16 protein-coding genes are annotated in these 15472 nt (G+C 69.7%); 3 read left to right on the forward strand and 13 right to left on the reverse strand.

What is annotated here, in order from left to right; all coding sequences use genetic code 11:
- The first annotated feature begins 46 nt into the window (after positions 1-46).
- Positions 47-1498 (forward strand): recombinase family protein, encoded by a 1452-nt coding sequence (locus B9W62_RS16450; RefSeq protein WP_087807868.1) that lies wholly within the window; start codon positions 47-49, stop codon positions 1496-1498.
- 392 nt (positions 1499-1890) lie between these two features.
- On the opposite strand, the gene B9W62_RS16455 is transcribed toward B9W62_RS16450, so the two are convergent.
- The 9 genes from B9W62_RS16455 to B9W62_RS16490 form a co-directional block, all read right to left on the reverse strand.
- The gene (locus tag B9W62_RS16455) at positions 1891-3198 is read right to left on the reverse strand and encodes a dicarboxylate/amino acid:cation symporter (protein ID WP_087807869.1); all 1308 of its coding nucleotides are present in this window, start codon (positions 3196-3198) and stop codon (positions 1891-1893) included.
- Between the two features lie 72 nt (positions 3199-3270).
- Positions 3271-3372 (reverse strand): putative leader peptide, encoded by a 102-nt coding sequence (locus tag B9W62_RS41215; protein ID WP_309546884.1) that lies wholly within the window; start codon positions 3370-3372, stop codon positions 3271-3273.
- Between the two features lie 141 nt (positions 3373-3513).
- On the reverse strand, positions 3514-3813 hold the full coding sequence (locus B9W62_RS16460) for a DUF4229 domain-containing protein (protein WP_003974452.1): 300 nt from the start codon (positions 3811-3813) through the stop codon (positions 3514-3516).
- 100 nt (positions 3814-3913) lie between these two features.
- On the reverse strand, positions 3914-4438 hold the full coding sequence (locus B9W62_RS16465; RefSeq protein WP_087807870.1) for a GNAT family N-acetyltransferase: 525 nt from the start codon (positions 4436-4438) through the stop codon (positions 3914-3916).
- 282 nt (positions 4439-4720) lie between these two features.
- Entirely contained in the window at positions 4721-5884 is a 1164-nt protein-coding gene (gene mqnE / locus B9W62_RS16470; RefSeq protein ID WP_007443789.1) for an aminofutalosine synthase MqnE, read from the reverse strand.
- 44 nt (positions 5885-5928) lie between these two features.
- Complete coding sequence (locus B9W62_RS16475) at positions 5929-6387, reverse strand: Lrp/AsnC family transcriptional regulator (RefSeq protein WP_007443788.1); 459 nt, start codon at positions 6385-6387, stop codon at positions 5929-5931.
- 67 nt (positions 6388-6454) lie between these two features.
- Positions 6455-7111: a UbiX family flavin prenyltransferase gene (locus B9W62_RS16480; protein WP_087807871.1), complete on the reverse strand. Its 657-nt coding sequence runs from the start codon at positions 7109-7111 to the stop codon at positions 6455-6457.
- 55 nt (positions 7112-7166) lie between these two features.
- Positions 7167-8072 carry a menaquinone biosynthesis prenyltransferase MqnP gene (gene mqnP, locus B9W62_RS16485; RefSeq protein WP_087807872.1) on the reverse strand — a complete coding sequence of 302 codons (906 nt, stop codon included), beginning with the start codon at positions 8070-8072 and terminating at the stop codon, positions 7167-7169.
- A complete protein-coding gene (locus B9W62_RS16490; RefSeq protein ID WP_087807873.1) occupies positions 8069-9526 on the reverse strand; it encodes a menaquinone biosynthesis decarboxylase in 1458 nt (485 codons plus the stop codon). Before B9W62_RS16490 ends, mqnP begins: the two co-directional genes overlap by 4 nt.
- A gap of 87 nt (positions 9527-9613) precedes the next feature.
- Here B9W62_RS16490 and B9W62_RS16495 point away from each other — a divergent pair, with 87 nt between their 5' ends.
- The gene (locus B9W62_RS16495; protein ID WP_087807874.1) at positions 9614-9946 is read left to right on the forward strand and encodes a PLD nuclease N-terminal domain-containing protein; all 333 of its coding nucleotides are present in this window, start codon (positions 9614-9616) and stop codon (positions 9944-9946) included.
- Between the two features lie 22 nt (positions 9947-9968).
- Here the strand turns inward: B9W62_RS16495 and B9W62_RS16500 are convergent, their stop codons facing one another.
- From B9W62_RS16500 to B9W62_RS16515, 4 genes are all read right to left on the reverse strand, one after another.
- A complete protein-coding gene (locus B9W62_RS16500; protein ID WP_087807875.1) occupies positions 9969-11933 on the reverse strand; it encodes a serine/threonine protein kinase in 1965 nt (654 codons plus the stop codon).
- A 137-nt stretch (positions 11934-12070) separates the two neighbouring features.
- Positions 12071-12364: a LamG-like jellyroll fold domain-containing protein gene (locus B9W62_RS16505; protein ID WP_256976436.1), complete on the reverse strand. Its 294-nt coding sequence runs from the start codon at positions 12362-12364 to the stop codon at positions 12071-12073.
- A 72-nt stretch (positions 12365-12436) separates the two neighbouring features.
- On the reverse strand, positions 12437-13663 hold the full coding sequence (locus B9W62_RS16510; protein ID WP_373433738.1) for an RNA-guided endonuclease InsQ/TnpB family protein: 1227 nt from the start codon (positions 13661-13663) through the stop codon (positions 12437-12439).
- Between the two features lie 241 nt (positions 13664-13904).
- Complete coding sequence (locus B9W62_RS16515) at positions 13905-14312, reverse strand: VOC family protein (protein WP_087807877.1); 408 nt, start codon at positions 14310-14312, stop codon at positions 13905-13907.
- Positions 14313-14406: 94 nt separating this feature from the next.
- On the opposite strand from B9W62_RS16515, the gene B9W62_RS16520 reads away from it, so the two are divergent.
- Complete coding sequence (locus B9W62_RS16520) at positions 14407-15462, forward strand: helix-turn-helix transcriptional regulator (RefSeq protein WP_087807878.1); 1056 nt, start codon at positions 14407-14409, stop codon at positions 15460-15462.
- Positions 15463-15472: the final 10 nt, after the last annotated feature.

Genomic DNA, 15472 nt, shown 5'->3' on the forward strand with positions numbered 1-15472 from the left:
ACGTTGTAGAAAGCACAGCCATCTCACACGTGACCAGGGGTGGGGCATGGCCAAGCCGAAGCGTGTAGGCATCTACGTACGAATCAGCAAGGACCGCAAAGGTCAGGAACTCGGCATCCAACGCCAGGAGAAGGCGTGCCGGGAGCTGTGCGAACGCATGGGGTGGGGAGTCCTCAAGGTCTACCCAGAGAACGACGTGTCGGCGTCGACCACAAGCAAGCGTCGCCGCCCTCAGTACACGGAGATGTTGAGAGACGCACGAGACGGCTTCATCGATGGCATCGTCGTCTACTCCATCGACCGCCTGACGCGCCGGATCAGCGAGCTGACCAGCTTCCTCGAAGAGCAGAAGGAACATGGGTTCGCGTTCGCCACGACGGAGGGCGAGGACACCGCGACAGCCAACGGCCGCATGATCCTGACGATCAAGGGCGCGGTGGCTCAACAGGAGACCGAGCGCATGTCGGAGCGCGTCAACAACTCCCTCTTGCAGCGTAGGGAGCAGGGCAAACCGCATGCCGGCGGGCTGCGGCAATTTGGCTTCAAGGAGGGGTCGCACTTCCAGAAGCTGGACGAAGGCGAGACCGAGCTCATCCGCGACGGCTATCGCATGCTGATGGACCGCAAGCCGAAGACACCTGGTGATGTGGCCCGGTACTGGAGTTCCAAGGGCTCAAAGACGCCACACGGTGGCGCGTGGACCATCCAGTCGGTGAAGCGTGTGTATCGCTCGGAGCGGACCGGGGGGATCGTCACCTACAAAGGGCAGGACATCGGGGACAGCGTCTACGGCGCCCCGCTGACTCGCGAGCAGTGGGAGAACGTTCAGACTCTGCTCGATGGGCGAGCCACACCGGCGGGGCAGGGGTCGGGCAAGCGGAAGCACCTGTACTCCGGATTCCTGCGGTGCGGCTATTGCGGGTCCGCCATGCGCGTCCAGTGGGCGACCATCCAGGGGCGAACCTTTCGACGGACGTTCTGTCACTCGGGCCAGCGAGGTCAGCACGGAAGCTTGGGATGCGGCAAGGTGAGCCGCAAGTACGAGTGGATCGAGGAGCGGCTCCATGAGGTGATTGAGGCTGCGCTCTTGTCCCGCATGCCGCAGAAGGAAGAGGCACAGACGGAGGACCTCACGGGCCAGATCAGTGTGCTGGAGAGCCGTATCCGAGCGCTCCGAGGCCGCTGGAAGGAGGGGCAGATGGAGGACGAAGACTACTTCGACTCCTTGACCCACCTACGCGCAGAGTTTCAGACCTTGCGCACACGCGAGGCGACAGCGACCTTCCGTCGGTCCCGTGTCGAAACCGATGCTCTTGCGGTCTGGAAGGATGACGCGCCCGAGAACCTCGAACGCCGTCGCGCCATCGTGGCGTCCGTGATCGACCACGTCGAGGTTTTCAGCATCGGCCGTGGCAGGCGCAAGCCGCCGGAGATCACGTCCATCAAGATCACGTCGGTCGGCGCAGAGCATGAGGACTCGCCGGAGTCTCCCGCTTGACTCGGTCGGCAAGGTAGCTGTCGATGACAGCCGTCATGCGAGTGTCGAAGTCCTTGGGCGGCACCCATCGGCAGAGGATCTCGGAGATCCATTCAGGAAGCGGCTGTATCGGCTCACCGGTCATGGACGCCCCGCTGGCCACGTGCTTCCTCCTGATTCTCCGCCAGGTCCGTAGCGACGCCAGCGGCTCCGCATCGGTGAAGGGGCCGGCCACGGCGAGATCAAAGCATGGGCGTGGTGGCTCGACCGACGTCACGGTTGGCGAACACCTGAGGCCTCTCCCCCAGGGACCACTCCTCTCCCAACCATACGAGCTGAGCTCTGAGCAAGATCACAAACACGCCCCGCACCAGGTACTGGCGCGGGGCGTCAACTGTGCTGCCAGCCAGCAGTCAGGCAGCGACCGGCACAGCCTGCGGTTCCTCGACGTCAACGGGCCCCGAGGCCACGCTGTTGAACTTGTCCCGGTCGAGGATGCCCTCACGCGCCGACACGATCAACGGTGCGACAACTTGGCCAGCAACGTTGGTCGCGGTCCGCATCATGTCCAGGATCGGGTCGATGGCGAGGAGGAGGCCGACGCCCTCCATGGGCAGGCCCAGGGTGGACAGGGTCAGGGTGAGCATGACCGTGGCACCGGTGAGGCCGGCCGTGGCGGCGGAGCCGACCACCGAGACGAAGGCGATCAGCAGGTAGTCGCCGACGCCGAGCTGGATGTCGAAGATCTGCGCGACGAAGATCGCGGCGATCGCCGGGTAGATCGCGGCGCAGCCGTCCATCTTGGTCGTCGCGCCGAACGGCACGGCGAAGGAGGCGTACTCCTTCGGGACGCCGAGGCGCTCGGTGACCTTCTGGGTCAGCGGCATGGTGCCGACCGAGGAGCGGGAGACGAAGGCCAGCTGGATGGCGGGCCAGGCGCCCTTGAAGAACTGGAGCGGGCTGGCCTTGGCGACGGTGGCGAGCAGCGTCGGGTAGACCACGAACATCACGAGGGCGCAGCCGACGTAGATGTCGGCGGTGAAGGTGGCGTACTTGCCGATGAGGTCCCAGCCGTAGGTGGCGATGGCCTTGCCGATGAGGCCGACGGTGCCGAGCGGGGCGAGGCGGATGACCCACCACAGGGCCTTCTGGAGGAGCTCGAGGATCGACTCGCTCAGGTTCAGGATCGGCTGGGCCTTCTCGCCGAGCTGGAGGGCGGCGATGCCGGCGACGGCGGCCATGAAGACGATCTGTAGGACGTTCAGCTCGGTGAACGGCGTGATCACGTCGGTCGGCACGATGCCGGTCAGGAAGTCGATCCAGGAACCGGTGTGCTCGGGCTTGGCGCCGTCGGCCGGGGTGAGGCCGGTGCCGGAGCCGGGGTTGGTGACCAGGCCGATGACGAGGCCGATGGCCACCGCGATCAGCGACGTGATCATGAACCAGAGGAGGGTGCGGGAGGCCAGGCGGGCCGCGTTGTTGACCTTCCGCAGGTTGGTGATCGAGACGAGGATCGCGAAGAAGACCAGCGGGGCGACGGCCAGCTTCAGCAGGCCGATGAAGGTGTCACCGACCTTCTCCAGGGTGGTGACCAGCCACGATATGTCCTGGCTGCGGGCCAGCCAGCCCAGCAGGACACCGAGGACGAGGCCGCCGAGTATCTGGGCCCAGAAGGGCACCTTGAGGTACTTCGTGAAGGACACGGGTGAAGACACGGACATGCTCCGTAGGGGGACGGGACGCGGGATGGGACGCGCTGAGCTGACGTGGGGACGACTGGTGAGGGGGGAACGTCAGGGGCGACAGTTCGCGGACGCGCACCGGCAGAGGTCCACGTGCAGGCGCGCCACGAGCGCGAGGCGCTGTGGTGTGGTGGGCGCGGCTGCTTGCTTCATGCACACGACTTTAACACCCATGCTTTGAGACACTCAAAGCCATACTTTGAGAGGCAGGAGTACGCCACTGCCCGCAAAACGCAAAGTGCCCCGGTTTCCGGTCAAATCGGAATCCGGGGCGGCGTACGTACGTGACGGACGTTACGAGGTCTGGCCCTGGGCGCGCGCCGTGTCGTCGGCGCCGTCCTCCTGGCCGCGGTTGGCCTCCAGGTTGGCCTTCATGCGGTCCACCCGGCCCACGACCTGGACCGAGGCCCGGTCCCGCTCCTTGCGCAGCGCGACGTAGCTGATCGGGGCGGAGATCAGCAGGGAGAGCAGCAGGATCCACATGCCGTTGGAGTCGCCCAGACCGCGCGGGAACACCCCGGCATAGACGAGCCCCCAGACGACCACGAGGCAGCCTGCGAAGATCCCGAGGCGCATCAGCGTGTAGCGGAGCATCTCAATCCACTCTTCCGTTTCTGGCACAAAGAGGCACTGCCCAGTGAAACATGCCGGATCGCCGATCTTGCAGGGGGGTCGGCCGGGCATCGGCCACGGGTCAGCCGAGCGGCAGCAGCAGGAAGACGTCGTCCCGGTCGTCGCCGGGGGCGACCCGGATCGCGCCCGGGACCCGGCCGACCTCCTTGTAGCCGCAGGACTCGTAGAACCGCTCCAGGCCGAGCCCGCCGCGGCAGGTGAGACGTATGGCCTCGATGCCGTCGCAGGTGCGGGCGGCGTCGGCGGCGGCGGCCATCAGGTCGCGGCCGTAGCCCCGGCCCTGGTGGCGCGGGTGGACCATGACGGTGTAGAGCCACAGCCAGTGCCGCATCAGCCGGTGCGTGTTCAGGGCGAGGAACGCGGTGGCGGCCACCCGGCCCTCCTCGTCGTGGCCGACGAGCAGACGGGTACGTCCTTCGGCCATGGCCACCATGTGCTTCACCAGCTCGGGGCGGATGTCCTCGCGGGTCACCGGCGGCACGAAGCCCACGGAGCCGCCGGCGTTGGAGACGTCGGTCCACAGGTCGAGGATGCCGTCGCGGAGGTCGGGGGTGACGGCCGGATCGAAAGTGAAGGTAAGGGACACCTGGCCATGGTAACCATTACGCGAGTGCGACGTATGCGTCCGCCGGGTCGAGGCCGGCGCCGGAGACGGTCTGGGTGGCGTCCGTGTGCAAGGGGCAGCCCAGACGGTCTGGTGGCGTCCCTGTGCAGGGGGCAGCCCCGGCATGCGGCTGCGGCCTCGCGGAGAGCGGGGCGGGGCGGCGGAGCCGCCGCTGAGGGGCGCGGGGAACTGCGCGAACGGCCCCCACCGGGCGCGAATGGCCCCCATCGGCCCGCACCCGGCGGAGAACCGAACCGCCCCGTGTCAGACCCGCATCGGCTGCGGCGCCTCCCGGCGCGCCGGGTCGGGACCCTCGTACTCCCGGAGGATCTCGTACCGCGTGTTCCGCTCCACCGGCCGGAAGCCGGCGTCGCGGATGAGGTCCAGCAGGTCCTCCCGCGTCAGCTTGTTCGGCGTGCCGAAGTCGTCCGCGTCGTGCGTGATCTTGTACTCGACCACCGAGCCGTCCATGTCGTCCGCGCCGTGCTGGAGGGCCAGCTGGGCGGTCTGGACGCCGTGCATGACCCAGAAGACCTTGACGTGCGGGACGTTGTCGAAGAGCAGCCGCGAGACGGCGAAGGTCTTCAGGGCCTCCGCGCCGGTCGCCATCTGCGTGCGCGCCTGGAGGCGGTTGCGGACCTTGCCGTCCTTCATGTCCACGAAGTCGTGCTGGTAGCGCAGCGGGATGAAGACCTGGAAGCCGCCCGTCTCGTCTTGCAGCTCACGCAGGCGCAGCACGTGGTCCACGCGGTGGCGGGGCTCCTCGATGTGGCCGTAGAGCATGGTGCACGGGGTCTTCAGACCCTTCTCGTGCGCCAGGCGGTGGATGCGCGACCAGTCCTCCCAGTGGGTGCGGTGGTCGACGATGTGCTGCCGCACCTCCCAGTCGAAGATCTCCGCGCCGCCGCCGGTGAGGGACTCCAGACCGGCGTCGATCAGCTCGTCCAGGATGTCGGAGGCGGACATCCCGGAGATGGTCTCGAAGTGGTGGATCTCGGTGGCCGTGAACGCCTTCAGCGAGACGTCCGGCAGCGCGGCCTTCAGTTCGCGCAGCGAGCGCGGGTAGTAGCGCCACGGCAGGTTGGGGTGCAGGCCGTTGACGATGTGCAGCTCGGTGAGGTTCTCGCCCTCCATCGCCTTGGCGAGCTTCACCGCCTCCTCGATGCGCATCGTGTACGCGTCCTTCTCCCCCGGCTTGCGCTGGAAGGAGCAGTACGCGCACGAGGCGGTGCACACGTTGGTCATGTTGAGGTGGCGGTTGACGTTGAAGTGGACGACGTCGCCGTTCTTCCGCGTCCGCACCTCGTGCGCGAGTCCGCCGAGCCAGGCGAGATCGTCCGACTCGTACAGCGCGATGCCGTCCTCGCGGGTCAGCCGCTCACCGGAGCGGACCTTCTGCTCCAGCTCGCGCTTGAGCCCGGCGTCCATGCGATACCTCTTTCTGAGACAGACGGGTCAACGGTACGCCCCGGCTACTGGACCTCTTCCGGCAGCTCGCCCACCCGGTTCTCCCACTTGGTGGAGAGAACGATGGTGGTACGGGTGCGGGACACGCCCTTGGTGCCCGACAGGCGCCGGATGATGCTCTCCAGGCCGTCCACGTCGGCGGCGCGCACCTTGAGCATGTAGGAGTCGTCGCCGGCGATGAACCAGCAGTCCTCGATCTCCCGCAGCTCCTTGAGACGCTGGGCCACGTCCTCGTGGTCGGCGGCGTCGGAGAGCGAGACGCCGATCAGGGCGGTGACGCCGAGGCCGAGCGAGGCCGCGTCGACGGTGGCCCGGTAGCCGGTGATGACCCCGGCCGCCTCCAGCCGGTTGATGCGGTCGGTGACGCTGGGTCCGGAGAGTCCGACCAGGCGCCCCAGCTCCGCGTAGGAGGCCCGGCCGTTCTCCCTCAGGGCCTGGATGAGCTGCCTGTCCACCGCGTCCATGCGATCGAAGCCTTCCACTGAAGAGTTCTGAAGATGTGGGTAACAACCGTGTGGGGGGAGTTGGTGCTCAGTCGGTGGGGCGGGCCCCGCCGAGGTCGCCGCGCCAGCGGCGGTAGAGGCCGTGCCCGACGCCCGCCGCGTCGAGGACGCGTCCGGCGACGAAGTCCACCAGGTCCTGGATGTGCGTCGCCCCCGCGTAGAAGGCCGGGGAGGCGGGCACCACGCTCGCGCCGGCGTCGTCCAGGGTCACCAGGTGCCGCAGCGTCCGGCCGTCCAGCGGGGTCTCCCGTACGGCCACGACCAGCCTGCGGCGCTCCTTGAGGGTGACGCTCGCGGTGCGCTGGAGCAGGTCCTTGGACAGCCCGAGCGCGACACCGGCCACGCAGGCCGTCGACGCGGGCACGATCAGCATGCCCTTCGTCGGGTACGACCCCGAGGACGGCCCGGCCGCGAGGTCGCCCGCGCTCCAGTGCCGTACCCGGTCGCCGTCGAGGTCGACGTCGAAGGTGCCGGGCTTGCCGTCGGCTCCGCGGGCCAGCCATTCGCGCAGGTCGTGCCGCCAGTGGGCGTCGCGGAAGGAGATGCCGGTCTCGTCGAGCAGGGTGAGCCGCGAGGCCCGGCTGACCACCAGGTCGACGCTCTCACCGGCGGCGAGCAGCGCCCGCAGCACCGCGGCGGCGTACGGGGTGCCGGAGGCCCCGGACACCCCCACGATCCAAGGCACGCGCTGCGTCTGTCCTGGCTTCATGATGCCGAGCCTAGTCGCAGGCTCAGGGTTTTCAGACCGTGAGGCCCCGTACGAGCAGATCCAGCAGCGCGCACCCGAACAGGGCGATGCCGATGAAGCCGTTGACGCTGAAGAACGCCCTGTTGAGGCGGGTCAGGTCGGTGGGGCGGACGATGGTGTGCTCGTAGAGGAACGCGCCCGCGACGATCAGCAGGCCGAGCCAGAAGAAGACACCGGCGTCGGTGGCGACGGCGTACCAGACGAACAGGGCCGTGGTGACCGTGTGGCAGGCGCGGGCGCCCCAGATGGCGGCGGGGATGCCGAAGCGGGCCGGGACCGACTTCACGCCGACCTGCCGGTCGGTCTCGACGTCCTGGCAGGCGTAGATCAGGTCGAAGCCGCCGATCCAGATGCCGACCGCGAGGCCGAGGATCACGGCCTCCCAGGACCACTCGCCGCTGATCGCCAGCCAGCCGCCGATCGGCCCCATGGCCTGGGCGAGACCGAGGATGGCCTGCGGGAAGTTCGTGAACCGCTTGCCGTACGGGTAGACCACCATCGGGATCACCGCGACGGGGGCCAGGGCCAGGCAGAGCGGGTTGAGCAGGGCCGCCGCGCCGAGGAAGACGATCAGGGCGATCAGCGCGCCGGTCCAGGCGTGCTTGACCGACATGGCGCCGGTGACCAGCTCGCGGTGGGCGGTGCGCGGATTGCGGGCGTCGATCTCGCGGTCGATGATCCGGTTGACCGCCATCGCGAAGGTGCGCAGGCCCACCATGGCGACGGTGACCAGGAGCAGCCGGCCCCAGTGGATGTTCTCGTCCCACTCGTACATCGCGGTCAGCGCGGCGATGTAGGCGAAGGGCAGCGCGAACACCGAGTGCTCGATCATCACCAGGCGCAGGAACGCCTTGGTGCGCCCCGGCTGCTGCGGCAGGGCGGCGGAAGCCGACGTCACAGTCCGTACTCCTTCCAGCGGCGGTCGACCTTCGCCGCCGTCTCCGGGTCGGACAGCACCATGTCCGGCCAGCCCCCGTCGCGGGTGTACCCCTCCTCGGGCAGCTTCTTCGTCGCGTCGATGCCCGCCTTGCCGCCCCAGAACTGCTGGTAAGAGGCGTGGTCGAGGTGGTCGACCGGGCCTTCGACGACGGTGAGGTCACGGCCGTAGTCCGTGTTGCCCAGCGCCCGCCAGGCGACCTCGTGCAGGTCGTGGACGTCGCAGTCGGAGTCGACGACCACGATCAGCTTGGTCAGGGACATCATGTGGGCGCCCCAGATGGCATGCATCACCTTCTGGGCGTGCTTCGGGTACTTCTTGTCGATCGAGACGATCGCGCAGTTGTGGAAGCCGCCGGCCTCGGGGAGGTGGTAGTCCACGATGTCCGGGACGATGATCTTGAGGAGCGGGAGGAAGAAGCGCTCCGTGGCCCGGCCGAGGGGCCCGTCCTCCGTCGGGGGGCGGCCGACCACGATCGACTGGAGCAGCGGGCGCTTCCGCATCGTCACGCAGTCGATCTTCAGGGCGGGGAAGGGCTCCTGCGGGGTGTAGAAGCCGGTGTGGTCGCCGAAGGGGCCCTCGGGGAGCATCTCGCCGGGCTCCAGCCAGCCCTCGATGACGACCTCCGCCTGCGCCGGGACCTGGAGCGGGACGGTCTTGCAGTCGACCATCTCGATCCGCTTGCCCTGGAGGAACCCGGCGAAGAGGTACTCGTCGATGTCGCCGGGGAGGGGGGCCGTGGAGGCGTAGGTCACGGCGGGCGGGCAGCCGAAGGCGATCGCGACCGGCAGCCGCTCACCGCGCCGGGCGGCGACCTGGTAGTGGTTGCGGCTGTCCTTGTGGATCTGCCAGTGCATGCCGATGGTGCGCTTGTCGTGGCGCTGGAGGCGGTACAGGCCCAGGTTCCGGATGCCGGTCTCCGGGTCCTTGGTGTGGGTGAGGCCCAGGTTGAAGAAGGAGCCGCCGTCGTCCGGCCAGGTGAAGAGGGCGGGCAGGCGCTCCAGGTCCACGTCGTCGCCGGTGAGGACGACCTCCTGGACGGGCGCACTGCCCGGCTTCACCTTCTTCGGCGGTACGTGCGTCATCGCGCCGAGCTTGCCGAAGGCCTCGCGCACGCCGATGAAGCCCTGCGGCAGCTCGGGGCGGAGCAGCCCGCCGATCTTGTCCGAGATGTCGGAGTACGCCTTGAGGCCGAGGGCCTTGAGCAGGCGGCGGTCGGTGCCGAAGACGTTCATCGCGAGGGGCAGGTCGGAGCCCTTCACGTTCTCGAAGAGCAACGCCGGGCCACCCGCCTTGTTCACCCGGTCGACGATCTCCCCGACCTCCAGGTACGGATCCACCTCGGCCTTGATGCGCTTGAGGTCGCCCTCGCGCTCCAGCGCCCTGAGCAGGGAGCGAAGATCGTCGTAAGCCATGCGGTCCAGTATCCCCGAGCGGCTACCCTGGCCCTGTACCTGGGGGCCGTGACGCGTCCCCACCCCTCGCTTGAGCTGGAGAGGCCCATGCTCCGGGTGCTGATGTTCCTCGTCCCACTGGCCTTGAGCGTCTACGCGTTCATCGACTGCATCAGCACCAAGGATGCCGACATCCGCCACATGCCCAAGCCGCTGTGGGCGATCCTCGTGCTGCTCTTCCCGCTGGTCGGCTCGATCTCCTGGATCATCGCCGGGAAGAAGCGGCAGCCGGCCGGTTCCTCGCCCTGGCAGGGCGGCGGCGGTCGGCGGCAGTGGGTGGCGCCCGACGACAACCCCGAGTTCCTGAAGTCCCTGGAGAAGGACGACGAGCGGGACAAGGACGAGGACCGGGGCAAGGACCAGGACCGGGGCAAGGAGTAGGACCGGGGCCGCAGGCCAGGAGCTAGGTCCTGGTCCAGCGCTGCGAGGCGGAGCCGGTGCACGTCGTGGTCGTGAGGCCGATCATGGACGCCCGGCGGTTGAGGTCGAGGCAGCCACCGGTGTTGAGGTTCCTGAGCGAGCCGTCCGCCCCCTCCCGCCACTCTCCTCCGAACGAGCCGCAGCTGTCCTTGACGAGCCAGGCGTTCGCGCTCCTGGAGTGGATGCACTGGGCCGTGCCCACGTTGAGGATCCTGAAGGCCCCGCCCGAGGTGCTCTGGAAGCGGAAGACGGCGATGTCGCCCGAGCAGGCGCCGTCGTCGATGGGGGTGCCGACGTACATGCACTTCCCGCTCGATCCGTTCTTCAGCATGAAGCTGCCCGACGCGGACCCGCCGTCGTCCGAGCCGTCACCGCCGGCCCCGCTCTCCCCGGACCCGCTTCCGGCCCCGGCGGACGCGTCCGAGCCGGACGAGCCACCCGCGCCGGACGACCCTCCCGCGCCGGAGGATCCGCCCGAGCCGGAGGCGCCGCCGGAGTCCGAACCGCCGCCGGACGCCCCAACGGCGGCGGCCGCGTCCCCGCTCCCACTCCCGCCGCCCTTCCCGCTCTCCTCGCCCTTGCCTTTGCCCGCGTCCTTGTCCGCGTCCTCGCCCTTGTCCTGATCCTTCTTCTTGCCGCCGTCCGGACTCGGGGATCCGGAGGCGCTCGGGCCGGTCGAGCCGGTGGTGGAGCCGGCCGGACCGGGGGTGGCCGCCCCGGTGGCCGCGGGCGGCGCGGCCGCGTTCCCGTCCCGGTCCGCGTCGTCCATCACGTACGGCAGCAGCGTGAATCCGAGCGTCGCCCCGGTCACGGTGAGCGGGATCACGAACGCCAGCACCTTCGTACGGGTCCGCCGTTCCCGCTTCTCCGGCCGGCCGCCCGTGACCACGGGGACGGACGGCGCGGCGGGCGCCGCCTTGGCCGGCTCGCCCTCCTTGGCCTCCTCGGCCTCCTTGGCCTCCTTGGCCTCCTCGGCCTCATTGATCTGCTCGGCCGGCTCGGGCAGGGGTACGGGCTCCGGGTCCCGGGCGGCGAAGGCGGCACGCTCGGCCAGCTGCTCGGTGACGTCCGGCGGCCACGGCGTGGCGGCCGACGGGCCGTGTGCCGCGGCGCGCTCGACGAGTTCGGCGGCGGTGGGCCGGCCCTCGTGGTCCTTGTCCAGGCAGGACGCGACGACGTCGGCGAGTTCCGGGTCCAGGTCCCGCAGCGGCTGGAGGTCGGGCTCCTCGTGCACGATGCGGTACAGCACGGCGTGCCCGGACTCGTCGCCGAAGGGCGGGCGGCCGGACGCCGCGTACGCGATCACCGAGCCCAGCGCGAAGACGTCGACGACGCCGCTGGACGCCCGCTTCCCGGAGGCCTGCTCGGGCGACATGTAGGCGGGGGTCCCCACCACCATGCCGGTCCTGGTCAGCTGGCTCTGGTCGGCGGCCCGGGCGACGCCGAAGTCGATGAGGGTGAGGCCGTCGAGGGTCAGCATGACGTTGGACGGCTTCAGGTCCCGGTGGACCATGTCCAGGGCGTGCACGGCCGCCAGCCCGGTGGCGGCCTCCCGCAGGATGAGCCACAACGCCTCGGCGGGCAGGGGCCCGTGCAGGTCGACGGCCTCGCGCAGGGTGAGGCCGGGCACGTAGGCGGTGGCGAACCACGGCGGCCGGGCCTGCCGGTCCCCGGCGAGCAGCGGCGCGGTCGCCTCCTCGGGCAGCCGGGCCAGGTTGTCCAGCTCGTGCCCGAAGCGGCGCAGGAAGTCCTTGTCCTCCCGGGCGACCGACGGCAGCACCTGTTTGACGGCCGCGTACCGGCCCTCGTGGACGCCGAGATAGACGCGGCCCATGCCGCCGGCCCCGAGCCGGCCCAGCAGCGGGATCGGTCCGATCCGGCGCGGGTCGTCGTCCTCCAACGGTTCGGCACCACTGCCCGTGAGGCCGGATCCGGCTTCCCCGCTCAACTCTCTCCCCGTTCGCCGGCGCCGCGTGCTCCGTGCGGGTGCCGCGGCCACTCCTGGAAGCTACATCTTTAGCACGAGCGCCCCAACTGCTGTCCTGCGGAACGCTGATGAGTCGCCGTCAGCACGCGTCAGCGGGGTCACGCGAGCTTCGCGACCCGCGCCGGGCCGAGCGCCCGGTCGAAGGCCCGCACGTCGCGGATGGCGCCGGGGAAGAAGTCGCGGGGCTGCCCGGCGAAGGAGGCGCGGCCGATGACGAAGGGGCCCGTGGCCGGGGCCGGGCCGGTGTCCTCGACGACCGCCTCCTCGACGCCGTTGACGTACAGGCGCAGCTTGCGGGCGGGGCCGTCGCAGACGCCGGTCAGGTGGGTCCACACCTGCGCGGCGGGCGCGGTGCGGCCGACGGCGCGCAGGCCGGGGCGGGAGAAGGCCAACGGCCCTGGTCCGGTTCTCGCTGGAGTACTGGAGTTGAAGTGCTCTCCCGGTCGAAGCCGAAAGATTCCTGCTTACCTCGCGGTAGCGGGCTTGACGCGCTTGGCGCGCCTGACGACTGCCCTCCCGGCAGCCGGGACGAGCGCAAGGCCCGCCCGGTACAGATGCAGAACATTTCGGGCAGCGTTGTGGTCGGCGTTGCCCGTCCAGCCGCAGGCCGAGTTCTTGCACACGAACATGGTCTGGGATTCCCGGCTGCCCGGTGTGGTGAGACCGCAGACCGAACAGCGCTGGGAGGTGCCGGGGGCGGGGACCTTGACCAAAATCCCCCCGCGCTGAGCGGTCTTGTACGTCAGCAAGGTGACCGTGCGGCCCCACGCCTCACCGCTGATGGCACGGTTCAGCCCGGACTTCTGCGCGACGTTCTTCCCCGGCGCCTCGATCGTCCCTCTACCGGACTTGACCATGTTCGTGACGGTGAGTGCTTCGACCACCACGGTGCCGTAGCTACGGGCGATGGCGGTGGTCGTGCGATGCTGCCAGTCCAGGGCCCGGCGCTTGGCTTTCGCGCGGAGTCCTGCGATCCGGTCGTAGGTGTGCTGCAGTCGGCGGCTGGCGCGTTCGCCGGGCCCCCGGTGTTTCTTGCGCTGCGCGGCGCGCTGCTCCCAGTACAGGAGCCTGGCCTTCTCTTTCTCTGTGAGCCACTCGCCGTGTTCGAAGGTTTCGCCGTTGGAGAGGGCGAGAGGCACAGCGATGCCCATGTCGATACCGACATCCGGCCCCTGATGCGGCTCGGGCTTGTTCTCCAAAGTCTGGACACGGAAGGCGATGTGCCAGCCCAGTGCATCCTTGACCAGTCGGGCCCCGGTGATTCGGTTCTGCGCATCGGCTCGGTTGCCGACCGGGAGGTCTCGGGTCCACCGGAAGCGGACCCGGCCCACCTTGGGGAGATTGACCATGCCCCACCGGCGGTGCACGCGGGTGATGTGCAGGTCCCGGCCCTGCGGGACGTCCACGGACATCACCGAGCGGAAACGCCCCTTGAAGTCCGGCGCGTCGGCGCGCCCCTCCCAGCAGTTCTTCCAGGCCCGGAAGTACGTCTTGAGTACCGCCTGAGCGGCCTGCGCGGGAAGGTCGGCCAAGAAGTCGATGTCCTTGCGGGCCTGCCGGATCGCAGCGTCGGCTTTCGCCAGAGTCCGCTTCTCCCTCGGCATCATCCGCCACCAAACGTGGAGGAGATTCCACAGAGTACGGGCGGCATGTGCCTGTTCATCCACCGCGCGGACCCCTGCAGGAGACAGTGAAAGCCGGGCACGGTGCCCGAACTGGTTTTTCACTGGGGCGGCTTGATTCACAAGCGCGACCATAGCGTTGGCCCGTGTCTCCCCACTGCGTTTCTCACTCCAAGGTCAGAACCAGTCGCCATGTCGTCCACAACCTGCACGTTCACTTGCATTTCTTTACGAAGTATCAGCGATCGGGTCCACCGATGCCCGTGCCGCACCCAACCGAAGTGATCACGCGGACGAACTGCGGGGGCCGTCAGCGGGCGACGCCGGCGAACTTCTCGACGGCGGCCGGGGTGACCGGGGTGAAGAAGTTGACCAGGTTGCCGTCGGGGTCGCGGAGGAGGAGCGCGCGGTTGCCCCAGGGCATGGTGGTGGGTTCCTTGACGAACTCGTCCACGAAGCCGGTCAGGTTCCGGTGCACGGCGTCCACGTCCTCGACGAGGAACTCGAGGATCGCGCTGCGGTTGTCGGCCGGGTGGGCGGAGCCGGGCGCGAAGAGCGGCACGGTGCGGGTGCTGCCGATCGCGAGGGTGCCGGAGGTCGTGCGCAGTTCCGCGAAGTCCTCGGTGGCCCAGGTCGCGCGCAGTCCGGTGGCGCGCTCGTAGAAGGCGACGAGGCGGGCGATGTCGCTTGTGATGACGCGGATCGAGACGAGGTTCATGGGGTGCCTCCCGGGGCCGATCAGTGCTTACGGCACCCACGCTAGGAGCAATACCGGTCACAATCCGGCCGGTATCGGCGGCAGACTTGCGGGCATGTCACGTCCCGTGTCCCGCGTCCTCACCCTGCTCGAACTGCTCCAGTCCGGCGGGGTGCGCACCGTGGCCGAACTGGCCGACCGGCTCGGCGTCGGCGAGCGCACGGTGCGCCGGTACGTCGACCATCTCCTGGACCTCGACGTCCCGGTGGAGTCGGTGCGCGGCCGCTACGGCGGGTACCGGCTGGCCCCCGGCCACCGCTTGCCCCCGCTGATGCTGACCGACGACGAGGCACTGGCCGTACTCCTCGGCCTGGTGGCCGGCCGGCGGACGGGGATCACGGCGGCGGCGGGCACGGCGGGCGAGACGGCGGCGGCGAAGGTCCGGCGGGTGCTACCGGAGCGGCTGCGCCACCGCCTGGACGCGGTGCTCGACTCGCTCACCTTCACGACCGCGCCGGCCGGGTCCGCCGCCCCGGAGGCCGACGTCCTGCTCCCGGTCGCCGACGCGGTGCGCCATCACCGTCCGCTGGCGATCCGCTACACCGGCGGAAGAGGCGGGAGTGGTGAGAGTGGAGACAGCGGCGGGAGCGGCGGGAGCGGCGGGAGCGGCGAACGCACCGTGTATCCGTACGGGCTCGTCGCGCACGCGGGGCGGTGGTACGTGACGGGCAGGGACCTCTCGGCCGGGGCGGAGCGGACGTTCCGCCTCGACCGCATCGACGGCGCGCGGGTCCTGCCCGGCACCTTCGAACCGCCGCCGGGCCCCGGTCCGGCGGAGCGCGTGCTGACGGCCCTGGCCACCGCGCCCTACCGGCACGAGGTCACGGTGCGGGTCCGGGGGACGGCCGAGGAGGTCCGCGCCCGACTGCCGCGCAGCGTGGCCGTCGTCGCCGCGGCGGGCGGCGAGGACGAAGGCGAGGGCGGGGGCGAAAGCGAGGAATGGTGCCGGGTCGAGATCCGGGCCGAACGGCTCGACTGGCTGCCGGGCCTCCTCGCGTCGCTGGACCGCCCGTTCGTCGTCGAGCGGCCGGACGAACTGCGCGGCCTGGTCGCGGACCTAGCGGGCCGGCTCATGGACGCGGCCCGGGGCGCTCCGCCGCCGCGCGACTGACGGCGGGCGC

Source organism: Streptomyces sp. CS113 (genome assembly GCF_002188365.1).
In the GTDB taxonomy this organism is placed as follows: domain Bacteria; phylum Actinomycetota; class Actinomycetes; order Streptomycetales; family Streptomycetaceae; genus Streptomyces; species Streptomyces tendae.

Bases quoted from the DNA above. Each gene is read 5' to 3' on its own strand.
- B9W62_RS16460 (WP_003974452.1), bottom strand. From the start codon at position 3,813: ATGCTCCGCTACACGCTGATGCGCCTCGGGATCTTCGCAGGCTGCCTC.
- B9W62_RS16520 (WP_087807878.1), top strand. From the start codon at position 14,407: ATGTCACGTCCCGTGTCCCGCGTCCTCACCCTGCTCGAACTGCTCCAG.
- B9W62_RS41215 (WP_309546884.1), bottom strand. From the start codon at position 3,372: ATGAAGCAAGCAGCCGCGCCCACCACACCACAGCGCCTCGCGCTCGTG.
- B9W62_RS16490 (WP_087807873.1), bottom strand. From the start codon at position 9,526: ATGGCTTACGACGATCTTCGCTCCCTGCTCAGGGCGCTGGAGCGCGAG.
- B9W62_RS16475 (WP_007443788.1), bottom strand. From the start codon at position 6,387: ATGGACGCGGTGGACAGGCAGCTCATCCAGGCCCTGAGGGAGAACGGC.
- B9W62_RS16495 (WP_087807874.1), top strand. From the start codon at position 9,614: ATGCTCCGGGTGCTGATGTTCCTCGTCCCACTGGCCTTGAGCGTCTAC.
- B9W62_RS16455 (WP_087807869.1), bottom strand. From the start codon at position 3,198: ATGTCCGTGTCTTCACCCGTGTCCTTCACGAAGTACCTCAAGGTGCCC.
- mqnE (WP_007443789.1), bottom strand. From the start codon at position 5,884: ATGGACGCCGGGCTCAAGCGCGAGCTGGAGCAGAAGGTCCGCTCCGGT.
- B9W62_RS16450 (WP_087807868.1), top strand. From the start codon at position 47: ATGGCCAAGCCGAAGCGTGTAGGCATCTACGTACGAATCAGCAAGGAC.
- B9W62_RS16515 (WP_087807877.1), bottom strand. From the start codon at position 14,312: ATGAACCTCGTCTCGATCCGCGTCATCACAAGCGACATCGCCCGCCTC.